The following is a 17,774-nucleotide window of genomic DNA, read 5'->3' as shown; positions in this document are numbered from 1 at the left end:
ACCGGCCCGGCGGAGCCAGGGAACAGCGGGCTCTAGAATTGGGCCACCATGGCATACCTCGACCACGCCGCGACCACCCCGATGCTCCCGGAGGCGGTCGAGGCAATGACCGCGCAGCTGAGCGTCACCGGCAACGCCTCGTCCCTGCACGCGGCCGGCCGCCGCGCGCGGCGAACCGTCGAGGAAGCCCGCGAAACCCTGGCGGCAGCCCTCGGCGCACGTCCCAGCGAGGTGGTCTTCACCTCCGGCGGCACCGAGGCCGACAACCTCGCGGTCAAGGGCCTGTACTGGTCCCGCCGCGACGCCGACCCGGCCCGTACCCGGGTCCTGGCCAGCCCTGTCGAGCACCACGCCGTCCTTGACGCCGTGCACTGGCTCGGCGAACACGAGGGCGCCACGGTCGAGTACCTCCCGGTCGATCCGTACGGCCGCGTCCACCCCGAAGCCCTGCGCGAGGCCATCGCCCGTAACCCCGACGATGTGGCCCTCGCCACGATCATGTGGGCGAACAACGAGATCGGCACGGTGCTGCCGGTCCGCGAACTGGCCGATGTCGCCGCCGAGTTCGACATCCCCCTGCATGCCGACGCCGTCCAGGCCTTCGGCCAGGTCCCCGTCGACTTCGCCGACTCCGGACTCGCCGCGATGACGGTCTCGGGCCACAAGATCGGCGGCCCGTACGGCATCGGCGCTCTGCTCCTCGGCCGCGAGTACAGTCCCGTGCCCGTCCTGCACGGTGGTGGCCAGGAGCGTCACGTCCGCTCCGGGACGCTGGACGTGCCCGCCGTCGCCGCGTTCGCGGTCGCCGGGCGAACCGCGGCCGAGCAGCGCGAGTGGTTCGCACGGGAGATTGGCGCGCTGCGGGACGACCTGGTCGACGCTGTACGCAAGGCCGTCCCCGACGCCATCCTCGGCGGCGACCCGGCGAGTGAGGGCCGACTGCCCGCGAACGCCCACTTCACGTTCCCCGGCTGCGAGGGCGACTCCCTGCTGCTGCTCCTGGACGCTCAGGGCATCGAGTGCTCCACCGGCTCGGCGTGCACGGCGGGCGTGGCCCAGCCCAGCCACGTCCTCCTCGCCACCGGCACCGACCCGGACCTGGCCCGCGGCACCCTCCGCTTCTCCCTCGGCCATACCTCCACGGACGCGGACGTGGAGGCGGTCGCCAAGGCGATCGGACCGGCGGTGGAGCGGGCCAGGACGGCGGGGCTCAGCTGACGAAGTACGTGTTGACGGAACGTGACGTGCCCTATGCCTGCGTGCTGCGCGCCTCCCGCACCATCCGCATGTACTTCTGCCAGTCCCAGCCGTCCCCAGGATCCGTATGGGTCGCCTGCGGCACCTCGACGTGCCCGAGGATGTGCTTCCGGTCCACGGGTATCTTGTGCCGCGCGCATATCCGGGCGGTCAGCCGTGCCGAAGCGCGGTACATCTCGTCCGTGAAGTCCTCCGGACGCTCCACGAAGCCCTCGTGCTCAATGCCGATGCTCCGCTCGTTGTAGTCGCGGTTGCCCGCGTGGTACGCCACGTCCAGCTCACGGATCATCTGGGCGACGTGCCCGTCCTTGCGGAAGATGTAGTGCGCCGCCGCGCCGTGGGACGGGTTCTGGAACACCTTCACCGCCGAGTCGAAGCTGCCCTGGGTGACATGGATGATGACCATGTCGATCGAGTAGTCCGCGGGCCGGTCCGCCATCCGCCAGTTCGCCGACGAGGCGGCGACCCACTGGGCGCCCGCGAAGTCGACCTCCCCCTCCTTCCGCGGCTTGCGCATGCCAGGGATCTTCCACATGTCCCGGGCCATCCCCTCGCGCATGGCGCCGTCCTGCGTCAACTGGTCCCAGCCCAGAACGGCCCCGCCCACGGCAGCCGCGGCCCCACCGACGATCAGCGCCCGCCGGCCGATGGGCCGCCCGTCCTCCTTCTCCCGGCGGTGTCTGCGAGGGGACTCCTGCCGAGGCTCCGGCAGAGACTCCTCCCGGGAGTCCGCAGCCCGCAGACCTGACCACTGATTCGTCCAGTCCTCTCCCATGAAAGGGCCAACGGATACCCGGGGGCCCCGGTTCCCGGGGACCCGTACCCTGGAAGGGTTATGACTGAGATCTCACAGCGCCCCCTCCGCGTACTCGCCGCCATGTCCGGCGGTGTGGACTCCGCCGTCGCCGCCGCCCGAGCCGCGGAAGCAGGCCACGACGTGACCGGTGTCCACCTCGCCCTTTCGGCGAACCCGCAATCGTTCCGCACGGGGGCGCGTGGCTGCTGCACCATCGAGGACTCGCGCGACGCCCGCCGCGCCGCAGACGTGATCGGTATCCCGTTCTACGTCTGGGACCTCGCCGAGCGTTTCCGGGAGGACGTGGTCGAGGACTTCGTCGCCGAGTACGAGGCCGGACGCACCCCGAACCCCTGCCTGCGCTGCAACGAGAAGATCAAGTTCGCGGCCCTGCTCGACAAGGCCCTCGCCCTGGGCTTCGACGCCGTCTGCACCGGTCACTACGCCAAGGTGATCGTGAACGACGACGGCACGCGCGAGCTGCACCGCGCCTCCGACATGGCCAAGGACCAGTCGTACGTCCTCGGAGTCCTCGACGATCGCCAGCTCGCGCACGCCCTCTTCCCGCTCGGCGACACGGTCACGACGAAGGACGAGATCCGCGCCGAGGCCGAGCGCCGGGGCCTGGCCGTCGCCAAGAAGCCGGACTCGCACGACATCTGCTTCATCGCCGACGGCGACACCCAGGGCTTTCTGGCGAACCGGCTGGGCAAGTCGGAGGGCGACATCGTCGACGAGTCGGGCGACAAGCTGGGCACCCACGACGGCGCGTACGGCTTCACCATCGGCCAGCGCAAGGGGCTCCGCATCGGCACACCCGCCCCCGACGGCAAGCCGCGCTACGTCCTCGACATCTCCCCGGTGAACAACACGGTGACCGTCGGCCCCGCGGCCTCCCTGGACGTCCGCGCCCTCACGGCGATCAAGCCCCGCTGGTGCGGCGCGGCCCCCACCGGCCCCGGCACGTACACGGCCCAACTCCGCGCCCACGGAGGCGAGACGACGGTCACGGCCGAACTCGTCGACGACTCCCTGGAAGTCACCTTCACCGAGCCCGTCCGCGGCGTCGCCCCCGGCCAGGCGATCGTCCTGTACGACGGCACGCGCGTGGTGGGCTCGGCGACGATCGCGACTACGGTGCGGGCGACGACTGCGGTTGCTTGATCGGCCTGGTCGGTATGGCCGGCCTGTGGGCCTTGTCGGTCAGATGACTTCTACTTCGTAGAAGCACACGTGGTTCTTGATCTCCGCGACCTCCGGCTTCGGGTCCGGGTAGGTCCAGACGAAGTCGGGGGCGCCGGGGAGCGACCAGTAGGACGCGTCGCCCTTGAAGGGGCAGTGCGTGTGGGTGTCCGAGGGCGTCAGCAATTCGGTGCGTACGTCCTCGATGGGCAGGTAATAGCGCACGGGGAAGCCTGTTTCGCGCAGCAGCAGTGGGCGTGTACTCTCCGCGAGCACCTGTCCGTCGTGCACCACGCGTACGTGCTCGGTGCCTTGCTCGATGGCGATGCGGTGGCCTGCGGTCATGTTCCGGCTCCTCGGGTGGGGGTCTCACCGGGTGCAGCGCATGCCGCCGGCGGATTCTTCCCCTGACGTCGTCCGATCGGGAGTCCCTATGGGAGCCACGCGACTGACCCGCTACCGCAAGAGCCTTGCCCATCAAGTGACTTACGCGCTGAAGCACCCGGAGAAGGTGCCCCCGTATGCCCGCCGGGCCGCGCGAGATGCCTGGCTGCGGCTCCGGTATCGCGACCACATCGCGTACTACCGGGCCGTGATGGCCTCCGACGCCGCGCGCAGCACAGAGGCTGCGGTGGGCCACAATCCGTCACGCGAGCGGTGGGAGCAGCTCGGGCGGATGCAGTTCGACTACCTGGTGAAGCACGGGCTGAAGCCGCAGCACAGGATGCTGGAGATCGGCTGCGGGAATCTGCGCGCCGGGCGGCTGTTCATCGACTACCTGGAGAGCGGCAACTACTACGGGCTCGACATCTCGCCGGACATCCTGATCGCGGCCCAGGACACCCTCGTACGCGAAGGCCTCCAGGACAAGCTGCCCCATCTGACGCTCACGGACGATCTGACCTTCGCCTTCCTGCCCGACGCGTCCTTCGACGTGGTGCACGCGCACAGTGTGTTCTCGCATTCGCCGCCGGACGTCATCGAACAGTGTCTGGCCAATGTGGGCCGCGTACTCGCGCCCGGCGGATGGTTCGACTTCACCTTCGACCGGACCGAGGGCCGCGAACACCAGGTGCTGCACGAGGACTTCTACTACCGCACCGAGACTTTGGTTCAACTGGCCGCGAAACACGGCCTTTCGGCCACGTTCATGGACGACTGGGAGAAGCTGCCGCACGGTCAGTCGAAGCTCCGCGTGACGGCGATGTCAGAGGCGGCCAGTACGGTGAAGTCGTGAATATCTGCGTCTTCCTCTCGGCTGCCGAACTCGACGAGCGCTATACGCGCCCCGCCCGCGAGTTCGCCGAACTCATCGGCAAGGGCGGGCATGCCCTGGTGTGGGGTGGTTCGGATGTCGGGCTCATGAAGGTCGTCGCCGACGGGGTGCAGGAGGCGGGTGGGCGGCTGATAGGGGTCTCCGTTGAGTTCCTGGCGGCCAGGACGCGGCCGGGGGCCGACGAGATGGTCGTGGCGCGCGACCTCGCGGAGCGGAAGAGACTGCTTCTGGAGAAGGCCGATGCGGTGGTGATCATGGTCGGCGGGACCGGCACGCTGGACGAGGCGACGGAGATCCTGGAGCTGAAGAAGCACGGCCACACCACCAAGCCGGTGGTGCTGCTGAACACGGCGGGCTTCTACGACGGCCTCAAGGAGCAGTTCCGGCGCATGGAGGACGAGGGCTTCCTGCCGGTGCCGCTGACCGACCTGGTGTTCTTCGCCGAGGAGCCGGTGGGAGCGCTGGCGTACCTGGAGGAGTCGCTAGGCCAGCAGTGATGCGAGCATGGCGGGCATGGCTACACATGTGATCACCGGGGCCGGTTCCGGTATCGGCGCGGCCGTCGCCCGCCGTCTCCATGCACGCGGGGACGAACTCGTGCTGCACGCGCGCGACGCGGGCCGGGCGAAGGAGCTGGCCGCAGAGTTCCCGGGGGCGAAGACCCTGGTCGGCGACCTCGCGGACCCGGACCGGCTCTCCTGGGCGTTCTCGCACCAGACGCTGCCCGACCGGATCGACTCGCTCATGCATAGCGCGGGCGTCATCGACCTGGGCACGGTCGGCGAGCTGACCCCCAAGACCTGGCGCCACCAGCTGAACGTCAACCTGATCGCGCCCGCCGAGCTGACCCGGCACTTCCTGCCCCAACTCCGTGCTGCCCAGGGGCATGTGATCTTCGTCAACTCTGGCTCCGGCCTCAACGCCGGCCGCGAATGGTCCGCGTACGCCGCCTCCAAGCACGGTCTGAGGGCCCTCGCCAACTCGTTGCGAGAGGAGGAGCACGCGAACGGCGTTCGCGTCACCTCGATCTACCCGGGCCGTACGGCCAGCCCCATGCAGGCCAAGGTCCACCAGCAGGAGGGCAAGGAGTACGACCCGTCGAAGTGGATCGACCCCGAGTCGGTGGCGACGACGATCCTGATGGCCCTGGACCTGCCTCGGGACGCGGAGGTCCACGACCTGACGGTGCGGCCGGGGCGCTGACCGCGACATCCGGATTCCGTACGCTGCCGTTGTGAGCGAAAACAGCGTGTTCAGGCCCGGTCCCGCGACCGGGATCGGGTCGATGCCGGGCCAGGACGCCCGGGAGGCCGCCAAGACCGTGACCGGGACCCTTGAGGGGCCGGAGACAGGGATGCCGTATCTGGCGGAGCTGCCCGCCCGTGGGCCCGGGGCCGACATGATCGGGCGTACCGCCGGGATGCTGGTCGAGCTGTACGCGCGCGTGGAGCCCAGCGGGTGGCGGATCGGGGACCGGCCGGGGCGGGACACCCGGCGGGCCAGGGCCTGGCTCCGTCAGGACCTCGACGCGCTGGAGGAGTTCACGCAGGGGTACGAGGGGCCGCTGAAGGTGCAGGCGGTGGGGCCCTGGACGCTCGCGTCGGCGCTGGAGCTGAAGAACGGCCAGGCGGCGTTGTCCGACGCCGGTGCGTGCCGGGATCTCGCCGGATCGCTCGCCGAGGGACTGCGCGCCCACCTCGAGGACGTACGGCGGCGGGTGCCCGGCGCCGAGATCGTGCTGCAACTCGACGAGCCCTCGCTCGTCTCCGTCCTGCGCGGTCAGGTGAAGACCGCGAGCGGCTACCGCACCCACCGGTCCGTGGACCGCCAGGTCGCCGAGAGCACGCTGCGGGACGTGGCCGGAGTGCAGGACGAGGGGCCCGTGGTCGTGCACACCTGCGCCCCCGATGTCCCGTTCGCCCTGCTGCGGCGGGCGGGGGTTTCCGCGATCTCCTTCGACTTCGGGCTCCTCACCGAGCGTGACGACGACGTGATCGGGGAAGCAGTGGAAGGGGGCACGAAGCTGTTCGCGGGCATCGTGCCGGGCACGGACGGCCCATTGTCAGACCCTGCCGGTAGCGTCATGGGTGTCAGGACGCTGTGGCGCAGGCTGGGGCTGAATCCGGGGCTTCTCGCGGAGTCGGTCACGGTCACTCCGACGTGCGGACTCGCGGGTGCTTCACCCGAGTACGCGCGCCGGGCGCTCGCCCACTGCGTCCAGGCGGCGAGATCCCTCGCGGACAACCCAGAGTAACGGGAGGACGACACGGTGGCCGGCGACAAGGACGCACAGACTGGCTCGACTGCGGGGCCCGTGCCCGCCGAGGCACGGGAGAAGCACGCCCAGCTCGCGGAGCAGATCGAGGAGCACCGCTTCCGGTACTACGTGAACGACGCGCCGGTCATCAGCGACGCGGACTTCGACCGGCTGCTGCGCTCCCTGGAGGCCCTGGAGGACGAATATCCCGAGCTGCGCACCCCCGATTCGCCGACCCAGAAGGTCGCGGGGGCGTACGAGACGGACTTCACGGCCGTCCAGCACCGCGAGCGCATGCTGTCGCTGGACAACGCCTTCGACGAGGCGGAGCTGGCGGCCTGGGCCGAGCGCGTCGCGAAGGAGGTCGGCACGTCTGACCACCACTTCCTGTGCGAGCTGAAGGTGGACGGCCTCGCGGTCAACCTCACCTATGAGCACGGCCGCCTGACCCGCGCGGCGACCCGCGGCGACGGCCGCACGGGCGAGGACATCACACCGAACGTCCGGACGATCGCCGAGATCCCCGACCGCCTGAGGGGCGACCGCATCCCCGATCTCGTGGAGATCCGCGGCGAGGTCTACTTCCCGATGGAGAAATTCCAGGAGCTCAACGCCCGCCTGGTGGAAGCCGGAGACAAGCCCTTCGCCAACCCGCGCAACGCCGCCGCGGGTTCACTGCGCCAGAAGGACCCCCGCGTCACCGCCACCCGCCCGCTGCACATGGTCGTGCACGGCATCGGCGCCAGAGAGGGCTTCGACGGACTCGACCGGCTCTCACAGGCGTACGACCTGCTGCGCGAATGGGGCCTGCCGACGACCCCGTACAGCAAGGTCGTCGACGACCTCGACGGCGTACGGGAGTTCATCGCGTACTACGGCGAGAACCGCCACTCCGTGCAGCACGAGATCGACGGTGTCGTCGTCAAGCTCGACGAGATCCCCCTCCAGGGCCGCCTCGGCTCGACCTCGCGCGCCCCGCGCTGGGCGATCGCGTGGAAGTACGCGCCGGAGGAGGTCAACACCAAGCTGGTCAACATCCGTGTGGGCGTGGGTCGCACGGGCCGTGTCACTCCGTATGCGCAGGTGGAGCCGGTCACCGTGGCGGGCTCCGAGGTCGAGTTCGCGACGCTGCACAACCAGGACGTGGTCAAGGCCAAGGGCGTCCTCATCGGCGACACGGTGGTGCTGCGCAAGGCCGGTGACGTCATCCCGGAGATCCTCGGCCCCGTCGCCGATCTGCGCGACGGCAGCGAGCGGGAGTTCGTGATGCCCGCCGAGTGCCCCGAGTGCGGCACACCGCTGCGGCCGATGAAGGAGGGCGACGTCGACCTGCGCTGCCCCAACGCGCGTACGTGCCCTGCCCAGTTGCGCGAGCGCCTCTTCTACCTCGCGGGACGCAAGGCGCTCGACATCGAGAACTTCGGATACGTCGCCGCCGCCGCGCTCACCAAGCCTCTGGAGCCGGCCGAGCCGCCGCTGAAGGACGAAGGCGACCTCTTCGACCTCACCATCGAGCAGTTGCTGCCCATCAAGGCATACGTCCTCGACCAGGACAGCGGCCTGCCGAAGCGGGACCCGGAGACCGGTGAGGAGAAAGAGGCCTGGGTCTTCGCCAACAAGGAGGGCGGGCCGCGGAAGAACGCGCTGGCGATGCTCGAGAACATCGAGGCCGCCAAGCAGCGCCCGCTCGCCCGTATCCTCACCGGCTTGTCGATCCGTCACGTCGGACCGGTCGCGGCCGAGGCGCTGGCCCGCGAGTTCCGCTCTGTCGACCGTATCGAGCAGGCCACGGAGGAGGAGCTGGCCGCCACCGAGGGAGTCGGCGCGATCATCGCGGCCTCCCTGAAAGAGTGGTTCGCGGTGGACTGGCACCAGGAAATACTGCGCAAGTGGCGGGCCGCCGGTGTCCGGATGGCGGAAGAGAGTTCGGGCGAGGACGAAGGACCGCGCCCGCTCGAAGGACTCACCGTCGTCGTCACCGGAACGCTCGAACACCACACACGGGACGTCGCGAAAGAGGAACTCCAGAGCCGGGGTGCGAAAGTGACCGGATCGGTTTCGAAGAAGACGTCTTTCGTGGTCGTAGGTGACAATCCTGGATCGAAGTACGACAAGGCAATGCAGCTCAAAGTGCCTGTTCTGAACGAGGACGGCTTTGCCGTTCTGCTCGAACAAGGGCCGGAAGCAGCCGCTGAAGTCGCACTTCCGATCGAGGAGTAGGGATTGAAGGCCACCCGTTCGGCGCATACCAGATGCATGCGGGTGGCCTGGTCGCATTCGGGCAACCGTAGACGACCGGTGCCCGTAGAAGCCTTCTGCGGCCTACTGTTGAGATGTGCGCCTGCCGTGCCCAGCTGCGGTTGGGGCATCTTCCGCTCGTCAAGAGCGGGGGAAGAGTTTTCAGACGCGGTGCCGTTGAGGGTGTGTCGGGCATCGGGCCGCGTGGCGTGGGCACCGCCGGCTGTGAGAGGGACGGGAATGGAACCGACCGAGAGCGCCGCCCCGGACTCACGGCTGCGCCCACGCTGGGTGACCGGCGTGCGGAGATGGGGGGCGTCCCTGGGGGCCGTCGGCCAGCGAGCCGTGGGCGGGCAGCGCAATGGAGTGGACGGGCAGGCGCCGGGCACGGACGCGCGTGGACAGGGGCGCGGGCAGGGCCAGATGAGTGCCGGCTCCGGGCGCGGGAACCCCGGCACCCGCTCCGGGCTCGGGAGCTCCAACACCCGCCCCGCACTTGGGATGCCGGGCCAGGGGAGCACGGGTTCCGGGCTGGGAGCATCCAGCCAGGGAAGCGCCGGTGCCGGACATGGGCTGCCGGGACATGAATCCGAGCGGCACACGTACTGGCCCACTCTGCCCACCGCGGTCGTCGCGGCGGCCGGGTTCGTGCTCGGCGCGGGCTTCTTCCGGGGACTATCGGGGCACCAGGCGCTCTTTCCGTCCGGCTCCGTCGGCTGGTCGCTCGCCGTGCTGGTCGGCATCATCGTCGGTCATCTCGTGGCGCTCGGCCGCGCCCGCTGGTGGGGCGGCACGGGCTCCGGCGCGGCCCTCACGCTCGCCGTCCTGCTGCTGTACGGCTGGGTGCCCGCGGGCATGGTCAGCCTCACCGTCGTCGTGCTCGTCGGCATAGCCCGCCGGCACCGCTGGCGGCAGGGCGTGCTGCAGGGCGCGGTGGACATCCTCGGCATCGGCGGCGGCGCGCTGGTGCTCGCCGTGTTCGGCCGGGTCCCGTCCGTGGAGGAGCCCTGGAACCCGGAGAGCTGGACCGTCTACACCGCGCCCGAGGTGGTGTTGGTGGCCGTCGCGTACCTCGCTGTGACGCGCGCGCTCCTCTGGTACCTCCATGCGCCCCGTGCCGGAGTGCCGACCGTCGCCCGCACCGCCCTGGTCAGACACGGGCTCGTGGCCGTGGCGCTGCTCGGTATCGCCCCGCTGATCTGCGTCGTCGCCATGTCCCTCCCCGTACTGCTGCCGCTCTTCGCGATCCCCCTGATCGCGCTCGACTTCAGTCTGTGGATTGCCCGCGCCCGCGCTGAGGAACAACTGCGCGACCCGCTCACCGGGCTGCCCAACCGTCAGTGGCTCCTCGAACGGACCTGGACGGCGCTCGAGGACGCCGAGCGGATCGGTGCGCGTTCCGCACTGATGCTGATCGACCTGGATCGATTCCGGTCCGTGAATGACACGCTGGGGCATCTTGCGGGGGACCGGCTGCTGTTGCAGATCGCGGATCGGCTGCGGCTGGCGTTGCCGCGCGGGGCGGAGGCCGCGCGGCTCGGCGGTGACGAGTTCGCCGTACTGCTGCCGGTGGCTGATTCGACGACGTCCGCGACCCGGGTGGCTCGTAACCTCGTCGGCGCGCTCGGTTCGCCGCTGGACCTCGACGGGCTGACGCTCGTACTGGAGGCCAGTGCCGGGCTCGCCGTCTTCCCCGATCACGCGCTGGACGCGGAGGGGCTGTTGCGGCGGGCGGATGTCGCGATGTACCAGGCGAAGCGGGACCGTACGGGCGTGGAGGTGTACGAGTCCAAGCGGGACTCCAACACCCCCGACCGACTCGGCCTGTTGGGGGATCTGCGCCGGGCGCTGGATTCCGGGGACGTCGAGCTGCACTACCAGCCGAAGGTCCGCTTCGACGGGCAGGTGGCCGGGCTCGAGGCGCTCGTACGGTGGGTGCATCCCGAGCGGGGGAAGGTGCCGCCGGACGAGTTCATAGCGATCGCCGAGTCGTCCGGGCTGATGCCGCACCTCACGGAGTACGTGCTGGAGACGGCGCTCGGGCAGGTGGCCCGCTGGCGGGCTCAAGGGCTTTATGTGCCCGTGGCGGTCAATGTGTCGCCGCGGGATGTGCACACGCCGGGGTTCGCGGGGTCGGTCGCCGCGCGGCTCGCACGGCACGGAGTCCCGGCGGGGGCCCTGCAGTTGGAGATCACCGAGCATGTGCTGCTCGAGGATCCGCACCGGGCCGCGGCCACGCTGGCCGCGCTGACCGGGCACGGCGTGAAGATGTCCCTCGACGACTTCGGCACCGGGTACTCCTCGCTGGTGCATCTGCGTCGGCTGCCCGTGAGCGAGCTGAAGATCGACCGGTCCTTCGTGGCCCGGCTGGCCATCGACACCGAGGACGCCGAAATCGTCCGCTGCACCGTCGATCTCGCTCACTCGCTGGGGCTTCTCGTCGTCGCCGAAGGCGTGGAGGATGACGAGACGTGGGAGCGGCTCCGGGACCTCGGATGCGATGCGGTTCAGGGGTGGCTGGTCGCCGCGGCGATGCCCGCGGAGGAGACGACCGCGTGGCTCCGCGCCCGCGGGTCCAGGGGTTGGCAGCGGCCTCGGGCCGCGCTGCCCGCAGCCGCGGCGGATGATCCGGGACGGGTCGTTTAGGGGACCCCTCAGGGGCACGGTGCTCCACAGGGCGGGAGGCAGAACGGAAACCCGGGCGCAGCCACCCGCACCGGCGCCATAGGATTGGCGCAAACCACACACACTCACCCCTGAGGATCGCTGCATGCCTGGCATCACGCGCGAGGAGGTCGCCCACCTCGCACGGCTGGCGCGTCTGGAGCTGAAGGACGAAGAGCTCGATCACTTCGCCGGTCAGCTCGACGACATCATCGGCGCGGTCGCCCGCGTCAGCGAGGTCGCCGACCAAGACGTACCGCCGACCTCCCACCCGCTGCCGCTGACGAACGTCATGCGCGCGGACGAGGTCCGTCCGTCGCTCACCCCCGAGCAGGCGCTGTCCGGCGCCCCTGCCCAGGAGCAGCAGCGTTTCAAGGTGCCGCAGATCCTGGGGGAGGAGTAACCCGACATGACGGACAGCAACGTCACCATCATCAAGCTCACCGCCGCCGAGATCGCCCAGAAGATCGCCGCCGGCGAGCTCACGGCCGTGCAGGTCACCGAGGCCCACCTGGCCCGTATCGAGGCCGTCGACGAGAAGGTGCACGCCTTCCTGCACATCGACCGGGAGGGCGCGCTCGCCCAGGCCCGTGCCGTCGACGAGAAGCGGGAGCGGGGGGAGAAGCTCGGTCCCCTCGCCGGCGTACCGCTCGCGCTCAAGGACATCTTCACCACCAAGGGGATCCCGACCACGGTCGGTTCGAAGATCCTCGAGGGCTGGATCCCGCCGTACGACGCGACCGTCACCCAGCGGCTGAAGGCCGCCGACGTCGTCATCCTCGGCAAGACCAACATGGACGAGTTCGCCATGGGGTCCAGCACCGAGAACAGCGCGTTCGGGCCGACCGGCAACCCGTGGGACCTGACGCGTATCCCCGGCGGCTCCGGCGGCGGGTCCTCCGCCGCTCTCGCCTCCTTCCAGGCGCCGCTCGCCATCGGCACCGACACCGGCGGCTCCATCCGCCAGCCCGCCGCCGTCACCGGCACGGTCGGCGTGAAGCCGACGTACGGCGGGGTGTCCCGGTACGGCATGGTGGCGTTCTCGTCCTCCCTCGACCAGGGCGGTCCCTGCGCCCGTACGGTCCTGGACGCGGCCCTCCTCCACGAGGTCATCGCCGGTCACGACCCCCTCGACTCGACCTCCATCGCCGCGCCCGTACCACCCGTCGTCGAGGCCGCCCGCAACGGCAGCGTCGAGGGTATGCGCGTAGGCGTCGTCAGGCAGTTCCGCGGCGAGGGCTACCAGGCCGGTGTCGTCCAGCGCTTCGACGAGTCGGTCTCCCTCCTCAAGGAACTGGGCGCCGAGATCGTCGAGCTGGACTGCCCGTCCTTCGACCTGGCGCTGTCCGCGTACTACCTGATCGCGCCGTCCGAGTGCTCCTCGAACCTCGCCCGCTTCGACGGCCTGCGCTACGGCCTGCGCACCGGCGACGACGGCAGCCGCTCCGCCGAGGACGTCACCTCCCTCACCCGTGAGGAAGGCTTCGGCGACGAGGTCAAGCGCCGCATCATGCTCGGCACGTACGCCCTGTCGAGCGGCTACTACGACGCGTACTACGGCAGCGCCCAGAAGGTCCGTACGCTCATCACCCGCGACTTCGAGAAGGCCTTCGAGCAGGTCGACGTGATCGTCTCGCCGACGACGCCGACCACCGCCTTCCCGATCGGTGAGCGCGCCGACGACCCGATGGCGATGTATCTCGCCGACCTGTGCACCATCCCGACCAACCTGGCGGGCAACGCCGCCATGTCGCTGCCCTGCGGCCTCGCGCCGGAGGACAACCTCCCGGTCGGTCTGCAGATCATCGCGCCCGCGATGCAGGACGACCGCCTTTACAAGGTGGGCGCCGCGGTCGAGGCCGCCTTCGTGGAAAGGTGGGGACACCCGCTGATCGAGGAGGCTCCGTCGCTGTGAGCAAGGCACTGTCGAAGGCCAAGGGCTTCAAGAAGTCGAAGTCCGGCACGTACCTGTCCATCGCCACGACCGCGTTCGGCGCGATCGGTGTCGCCAAGCAGATCAAGAAGGCGCGCGTCGAGAACGACACACTGCGGCTCGTCGACGCCGTGGTGACCGCCGCCGGCGTCGTCACCGGTCTCGCACTGCTCTACCGCGAGCTGAAGCGGCTGGGCGACGACGACGTCCTGCTGGGCTGAGAGGGAAGTTTCACCGTGACCACCACGATCGACCTGGTGTCGTACGAGGACGCGCTGGCGTCGTACGACCCCGTCATGGGCCTCGAGGTCCATGTCGAACTCGGCACCAAGACCAAGATGTTCTGCGGCTGTTCGACCGAACTGGGCGCCGAGCCGAACTCGCAGACCTGCCCGGTCTGCCTCGGCCTGCCCGGCTCCCTCCCGGTCATGAACGCGACCGGTGTCGAGTCCGCCATCAAGATCGGTCTCGCGCTGAACTGCGAGATCGCCGAATGGTGCCGTTTCGCCCGGAAGAACTACTTCTACCCGGACATGCCGAAGAACTTCCAGACCTCCCAGTACGACGAGCCGATCGCCTTCAACGGCTATCTGGACGTCCAGTTGGAGGACGGCGAGGTCTTCCGCGTGGAGATCGAGCGCGCCCACATGGAGGAGGACACCGGCAAGTCCACACACGTGGGCGGCGCGACGGGCCGTATCCACGGAGCCTCGCACTCCCTCCTCGACTACAACCGCGCCGGCATCCCGCTCATCGAGATCGTCACCAAGCCGATCGAGGGTGCGGGGGAGCGCGCTCCCGAGGTCGCCAAGGCGTACGTGGCCGAACTGCGCGAGCTCATCAAGGCGCTCGGTGTCTCCGACGCCCGCATGGAGATGGGGCAGATGCGCTGCGACGTGAACCTGTCGCTGCGCCCGAACGGCACCGAGAAGTTCGGTACGCGCTCCGAGACGAAGAACGTCAACTCGCTGCGGTCGGTGGAGCGGGCCTGCCGTTACGAGATCCAGCGCCACGCCGCCGTCCTGAGCAGCGGCGGCACGATCATCCAGGAGACCCGCCACTTCCACGAGGACACGGGCTCCACGACCTCCGGGCGCGTGAAGGAAGAGGCGGAGGACTACCGCTACTTCCCCGAGCCGGACCTCGTCCCCGTCGCTCCGACCCGCGAGTGGGTCGAGGAGTTGCGGGCGGGCCTGCCCGAGCTGCCTCGGGTACGCCGCAACCGGCTGCGTGAGGAGTGGGGGATCTCCGAGCACGACATGCAGTCGATCCTCAACGCGGGCGCGGTCGATCTGATCGCCGCCACGATCGAGGCGGGTGCCGACTCGGTCTCGGCCCGCAAGTGGTGGATGGGCGAACTGGCCCGGAACGCCAACGAGACGGGGCGCCCGATCGACGAACTGCCGATCACCCCCGAGCAGGTGGCCCGGGTGACCTCGCTGGTCAAGGAGGGCTCCCTCAACGACAAGCTGGCCCGTCAGGTCATCGAAGGCGTTCTCGCGGGCGAAGGCACCCCGGACGAGGTCGTCGAGAAGCGCGGCCTGAAGGTTGTCTCGGACGAGGGCGCCCTCACGACCGCCGTCGACGAGGCCATCGCGGGCAACCCGGCCATCGCGGACAAGATCCGCGGCGGCAAGGTGGCCGCGGCGGGCGCCCTGGTCGGCGCGGTCATGAAGGCCACGCGAGGGCAGGCCGACGCGGCGCGCGTCAAGGAACTGATCCTGCAGAAGCTGGGCGTCGAGGGCTGAGCTCTCGGGAGCGTGTCTGAACGCCGGTGGGGCTGGAGCACTCCAGCCCCACCGGCGTTCTGGCGTTCAGGGATCAGGCACCTCGCCGTCCAGGAAGGGCGCAGCCCAGGTCCCGTACTCCGGACCTTTTGCCTCTCGGCCCGTTCCGGTACTTCCGTCCGTCATCTGCCGTCACTACGGTCCCAGCCGGACTGTCAATGGGTCACTCGCGAACCATTGGTCTCGACTGGGAGGTCGGCCTTGTCATCCTCGTCACCCTCGTCAGCGTCACCGGAGATCACCCGCAGACGGCTCATGGCCCTCGGCGGCGGCGCGCTCGGCGCCGCCGTCATCGGCTCGTTCCTGCCGCCCTCCCTTCAGGAGGCGCTCGCGCAGGAACCGCCGAGCGGTGGTCTCGAGGCCGTCGAGCATGTGGTGATCCTGATGCAGGAGAACCGATCCTTCGACCACTACTTCGGCGCCCTGCGCGGCGTCCGCGGCTTCTCCGACCGCAACGCGATCCGTCTGCCCGAGGGGACGTCCGTCTTCGAGCAGCCGGACGGGTCGCGCTCCGTTCTGCCGTTCTCCGTGCGCGAGGCCGCCGAGGCACAGCAGAAGGACCTCCAGTACATCGGGGCGCTCGACCACTCCTGGACCGGCGGCGGCACCGCCTGGAACGACGGCTGGATGAACGGCTGGATCAAGGCCAAGACGCCCGCGACCATGGCGTACTACACCCGCGAGGACCTCCCGCTGCACTACGAGCTCGCCGACACCTTCACCGTCTGCGACGCCTACCACTCCTCGATCCACACCTCCACCAGCCCCAACCGCAACCATCTGTGGAGCGGCAAGACGGGCTACGAGGCGAACGGCGACCGGGCCGTCGACAACGACGCGTACGACGAGGGCACCCACCCCGGCTACGACTGGGGCACGTACGCCGAGCGCCTGGAAAAGGCGGGCGTGAGCTGGCAGACGTACACCGAGTGGGAGAACTTCACCGACAACCAGGTCGAGTTCTTCACCTCCTTCAAGGCGATCGCCCGCAAGGTGCTGGCCGAGACCGAGTTCACGTACCTGGAGGCCTTCTACGCGAAGGTCCGGGACGCCGCCGACGCGACCGAGCGTGAGCGGCTGCTGGCCGTCCTGGAGGAGGGGGTCGGCACGCTGAGTGCCGAGGAGCGGTCGCTGTTCGAGCGCGGGCTGCGGCGGGTGCCCACGGGCAAGCTGGCGGAAGCGTTCGCCAAGGACGTGGCGGACGGGAAGCTCGCCAAGGTGACCTACCTGGTGCCCTCGGCCGTCGACTCCGAGCACCCCTCCGTGTCCTCGCCCGTCCACAGCGCGACCATCGTCTACAAGGTCCTCGACGCGCTCGCCTCGCATCCCGAGGTCTGGCGGCGCACGGCCGTGTTCATCAACTACGACGAGAACGACGGGTTCTTCGATCACGTTCCCCCGCCCGTCCCGGCCGCCGGGAACGAGGAGGAGTACTTCAAGGACCTGCCCACCGGACTCGGTCCGCGCGTCCCGATGCTGGTCGTCTCGCCCTGGACCGTCGGCGGCTTCGTCTGCTCTGAGGTCTTCGATCACACCTCTGTGGTCCGCTTCCTGGAGAAGCTGACCGGCGTGAGCGAGCCCAACATCGGCGCGTGGCGGCGCCAGGTCACCGGCGATCTCACCGGCGCCTTCGACTTCAGCCGCGGCCACCCGCAGCCGGAGGCCGAACAGCCCGGCGCCATCCCGCCGTTCACCGGCCGCTGGAACCCCCAGCCGCCCGCGCAACAGTCGATGCCCCAGCAGGAGCCCGGCACCCGCCCGGCGCGCCCGCTGCCGTACCAGCCCGACGCGCACGCGCGCGTGCAGGACGAAAAGGTGCAGGTACGGCTGGTCAACGCCGACCACTCCAGCGCGCACTTCGCGCTCTATCCGTACGCCGGCGAGTTCAAGAACCCGCAGCACCAGGACGTCGAGCGGGAGGGCGCCTGGGAGGTGCCGGTGCGGGGGACCTCGTACGACTTCACCGTGACCGGGCCGAACGGCTTCCGGCGCGAGTTCGCGGGAGACACCCGCGCGCGTGCCGAGCTCGCCTCCGCCGTCGATGCGGGCGCGCGTGCCCTGCGCCTCACGCTCCGCAACACCGGAAGCAGGCCGCTGACCTTCACCGTCCGGCAACTCGGTTACGCCGAAGCCGCGGCCGGAGACCGGAAGTTCACCGTGCAGCCGGGCCGGGCGGTCGCCTTCGCGCACGCCACACGGGACGCCCACGGCTGGTACGACGTGGAGGTGACCGCGGCCGGGGACGCCGCCTTCCGGAGGCGGCTGATGGGGCATATCGAGAACGGGCGCGCGAGCGTGTCCGGCTGAGATACGCGACTGCTTGCCGCTGAAACGCGCGAGCGTATCCGGCGGCGATTCGCCGCGTGGGGCGGACGCCGGGAAAT

At 69.8% G+C, this 17,774-nt stretch carries 15 protein-coding genes; 13 read left to right on the top strand and 2 right to left on the bottom strand.

Annotation, left to right across the window (positions count from 1 at the left end):
* The first annotated feature begins 48 nt into the window (after positions 1-48).
* On the top strand, positions 49-1,218 hold the full coding sequence (locus ACQEVY_RS13810) for a cysteine desulfurase family protein (RefSeq protein ID WP_432948228.1): 1,170 nt from the start codon (positions 49-51) through the stop codon (positions 1,216-1,218).
* Between the two features lie 31 nt (positions 1,219-1,249).
* Here ACQEVY_RS13810 and ACQEVY_RS13805 read toward each other — a convergent pair whose 3' ends face one another.
* Positions 1,250-2,032 carry an N-acetylmuramoyl-L-alanine amidase gene (locus ACQEVY_RS13805; RefSeq protein WP_432948226.1) on the bottom strand — a complete coding sequence of 261 codons (783 nt, stop codon included), beginning with the start codon at positions 2,030-2,032 and terminating at the stop codon, positions 1,250-1,252.
* Between the two features lie 60 nt (positions 2,033-2,092).
* On the opposite strand from ACQEVY_RS13805, the gene mnmA reads away from it, so the two are divergent.
* Complete coding sequence (mnmA, locus tag ACQEVY_RS13800) at positions 2,093-3,217, top strand: tRNA 2-thiouridine(34) synthase MnmA (RefSeq protein WP_432948224.1); 1,125 nt, start codon at positions 2,093-2,095, stop codon at positions 3,215-3,217.
* A gap of 39 nt (positions 3,218-3,256) precedes the next feature.
* On the opposite strand, the gene ACQEVY_RS13795 is transcribed toward mnmA, so the two are convergent.
* A complete protein-coding gene (locus ACQEVY_RS13795) occupies positions 3,257-3,580 on the bottom strand; it encodes a DUF427 domain-containing protein (protein WP_432948222.1) in 324 nt (107 codons plus the stop codon).
* Between the two features lie 88 nt (positions 3,581-3,668).
* On the opposite strand from ACQEVY_RS13795, the gene ACQEVY_RS13790 reads away from it, so the two are divergent.
* From ACQEVY_RS13790 to ACQEVY_RS13740, 11 genes are all read left to right on the top strand, one after another.
* Positions 3,669-4,472 (top strand): class I SAM-dependent methyltransferase, encoded by an 804-nt coding sequence (locus tag ACQEVY_RS13790; protein WP_432948220.1) that lies wholly within the window; start codon positions 3,669-3,671, stop codon positions 4,470-4,472.
* Positions 4,469-5,008: a TIGR00730 family Rossman fold protein gene (locus tag ACQEVY_RS13785; protein WP_432948218.1), complete on the top strand. Its 540-nt coding sequence runs from the start codon at positions 4,469-4,471 to the stop codon at positions 5,006-5,008. The genes ACQEVY_RS13790 and ACQEVY_RS13785 overlap by 4 nt, the downstream gene beginning before the upstream one ends.
* Positions 5,009-5,015: 7 nt before the next feature.
* Complete coding sequence (locus ACQEVY_RS13780; protein ID WP_432948216.1) at positions 5,016-5,714, top strand: SDR family oxidoreductase; 699 nt, start codon at positions 5,016-5,018, stop codon at positions 5,712-5,714.
* A 31-nt stretch (positions 5,715-5,745) separates the two neighbouring features.
* The gene (locus tag ACQEVY_RS13775) at positions 5,746-6,765 is read left to right on the top strand and encodes a methionine synthase (RefSeq protein ID WP_432948214.1); all 1,020 of its coding nucleotides are present in this window, start codon (positions 5,746-5,748) and stop codon (positions 6,763-6,765) included.
* Between the two features lie 15 nt (positions 6,766-6,780).
* On the top strand, positions 6,781-8,988 hold the full coding sequence (gene ligA, locus ACQEVY_RS13770; protein WP_432948212.1) for an NAD-dependent DNA ligase LigA: 2,208 nt from the start codon (positions 6,781-6,783) through the stop codon (positions 8,986-8,988).
* Between the two features lie 258 nt (positions 8,989-9,246).
* Positions 9,247-11,652, top strand: coding sequence for a putative bifunctional diguanylate cyclase/phosphodiesterase (locus tag ACQEVY_RS13765; RefSeq protein WP_432948210.1), 2,406 nt, complete (start codon positions 9,247-9,249; stop codon positions 11,650-11,652).
* Between the two features lie 124 nt (positions 11,653-11,776).
* The gene (gene gatC / locus ACQEVY_RS13760) at positions 11,777-12,073 is read left to right on the top strand and encodes an Asp-tRNA(Asn)/Glu-tRNA(Gln) amidotransferase subunit GatC (protein WP_030258164.1); all 297 of its coding nucleotides are present in this window, start codon (positions 11,777-11,779) and stop codon (positions 12,071-12,073) included.
* A gap of 6 nt (positions 12,074-12,079) precedes the next feature.
* Positions 12,080-13,585 (top strand): Asp-tRNA(Asn)/Glu-tRNA(Gln) amidotransferase subunit GatA, encoded by a 1,506-nt coding sequence (gene gatA, locus ACQEVY_RS13755; protein ID WP_432948208.1) that lies wholly within the window; start codon positions 12,080-12,082, stop codon positions 13,583-13,585.
* On the top strand, positions 13,582-13,824 hold the full coding sequence (locus tag ACQEVY_RS13750; RefSeq protein ID WP_165256369.1) for a hypothetical protein: 243 nt from the start codon (positions 13,582-13,584) through the stop codon (positions 13,822-13,824). The genes gatA and ACQEVY_RS13750 overlap by 4 nt, the downstream gene beginning before the upstream one ends.
* 15 nt (positions 13,825-13,839) lie before the next feature.
* On the top strand, positions 13,840-15,351 hold the full coding sequence (gatB, locus tag ACQEVY_RS13745) for an Asp-tRNA(Asn)/Glu-tRNA(Gln) amidotransferase subunit GatB (protein ID WP_432948205.1): 1,512 nt from the start codon (positions 13,840-13,842) through the stop codon (positions 15,349-15,351).
* Between the two features lie 240 nt (positions 15,352-15,591).
* A complete protein-coding gene (locus ACQEVY_RS13740) occupies positions 15,592-17,697 on the top strand; it encodes a phosphocholine-specific phospholipase C (RefSeq protein ID WP_432948203.1) in 2,106 nt (701 codons plus the stop codon).
* The last annotated feature ends 77 nt before the right edge of the window (positions 17,698-17,774 follow it).

The sequence above is a fragment of the Streptomyces sp. CA-288835 genome (assembly GCF_050936385.1).
Taxonomy (GTDB): domain Bacteria; phylum Actinomycetota; class Actinomycetes; order Streptomycetales; family Streptomycetaceae; genus Streptomyces.
This window is presented reverse-complemented; position numbering and strand designations above follow the sequence as displayed.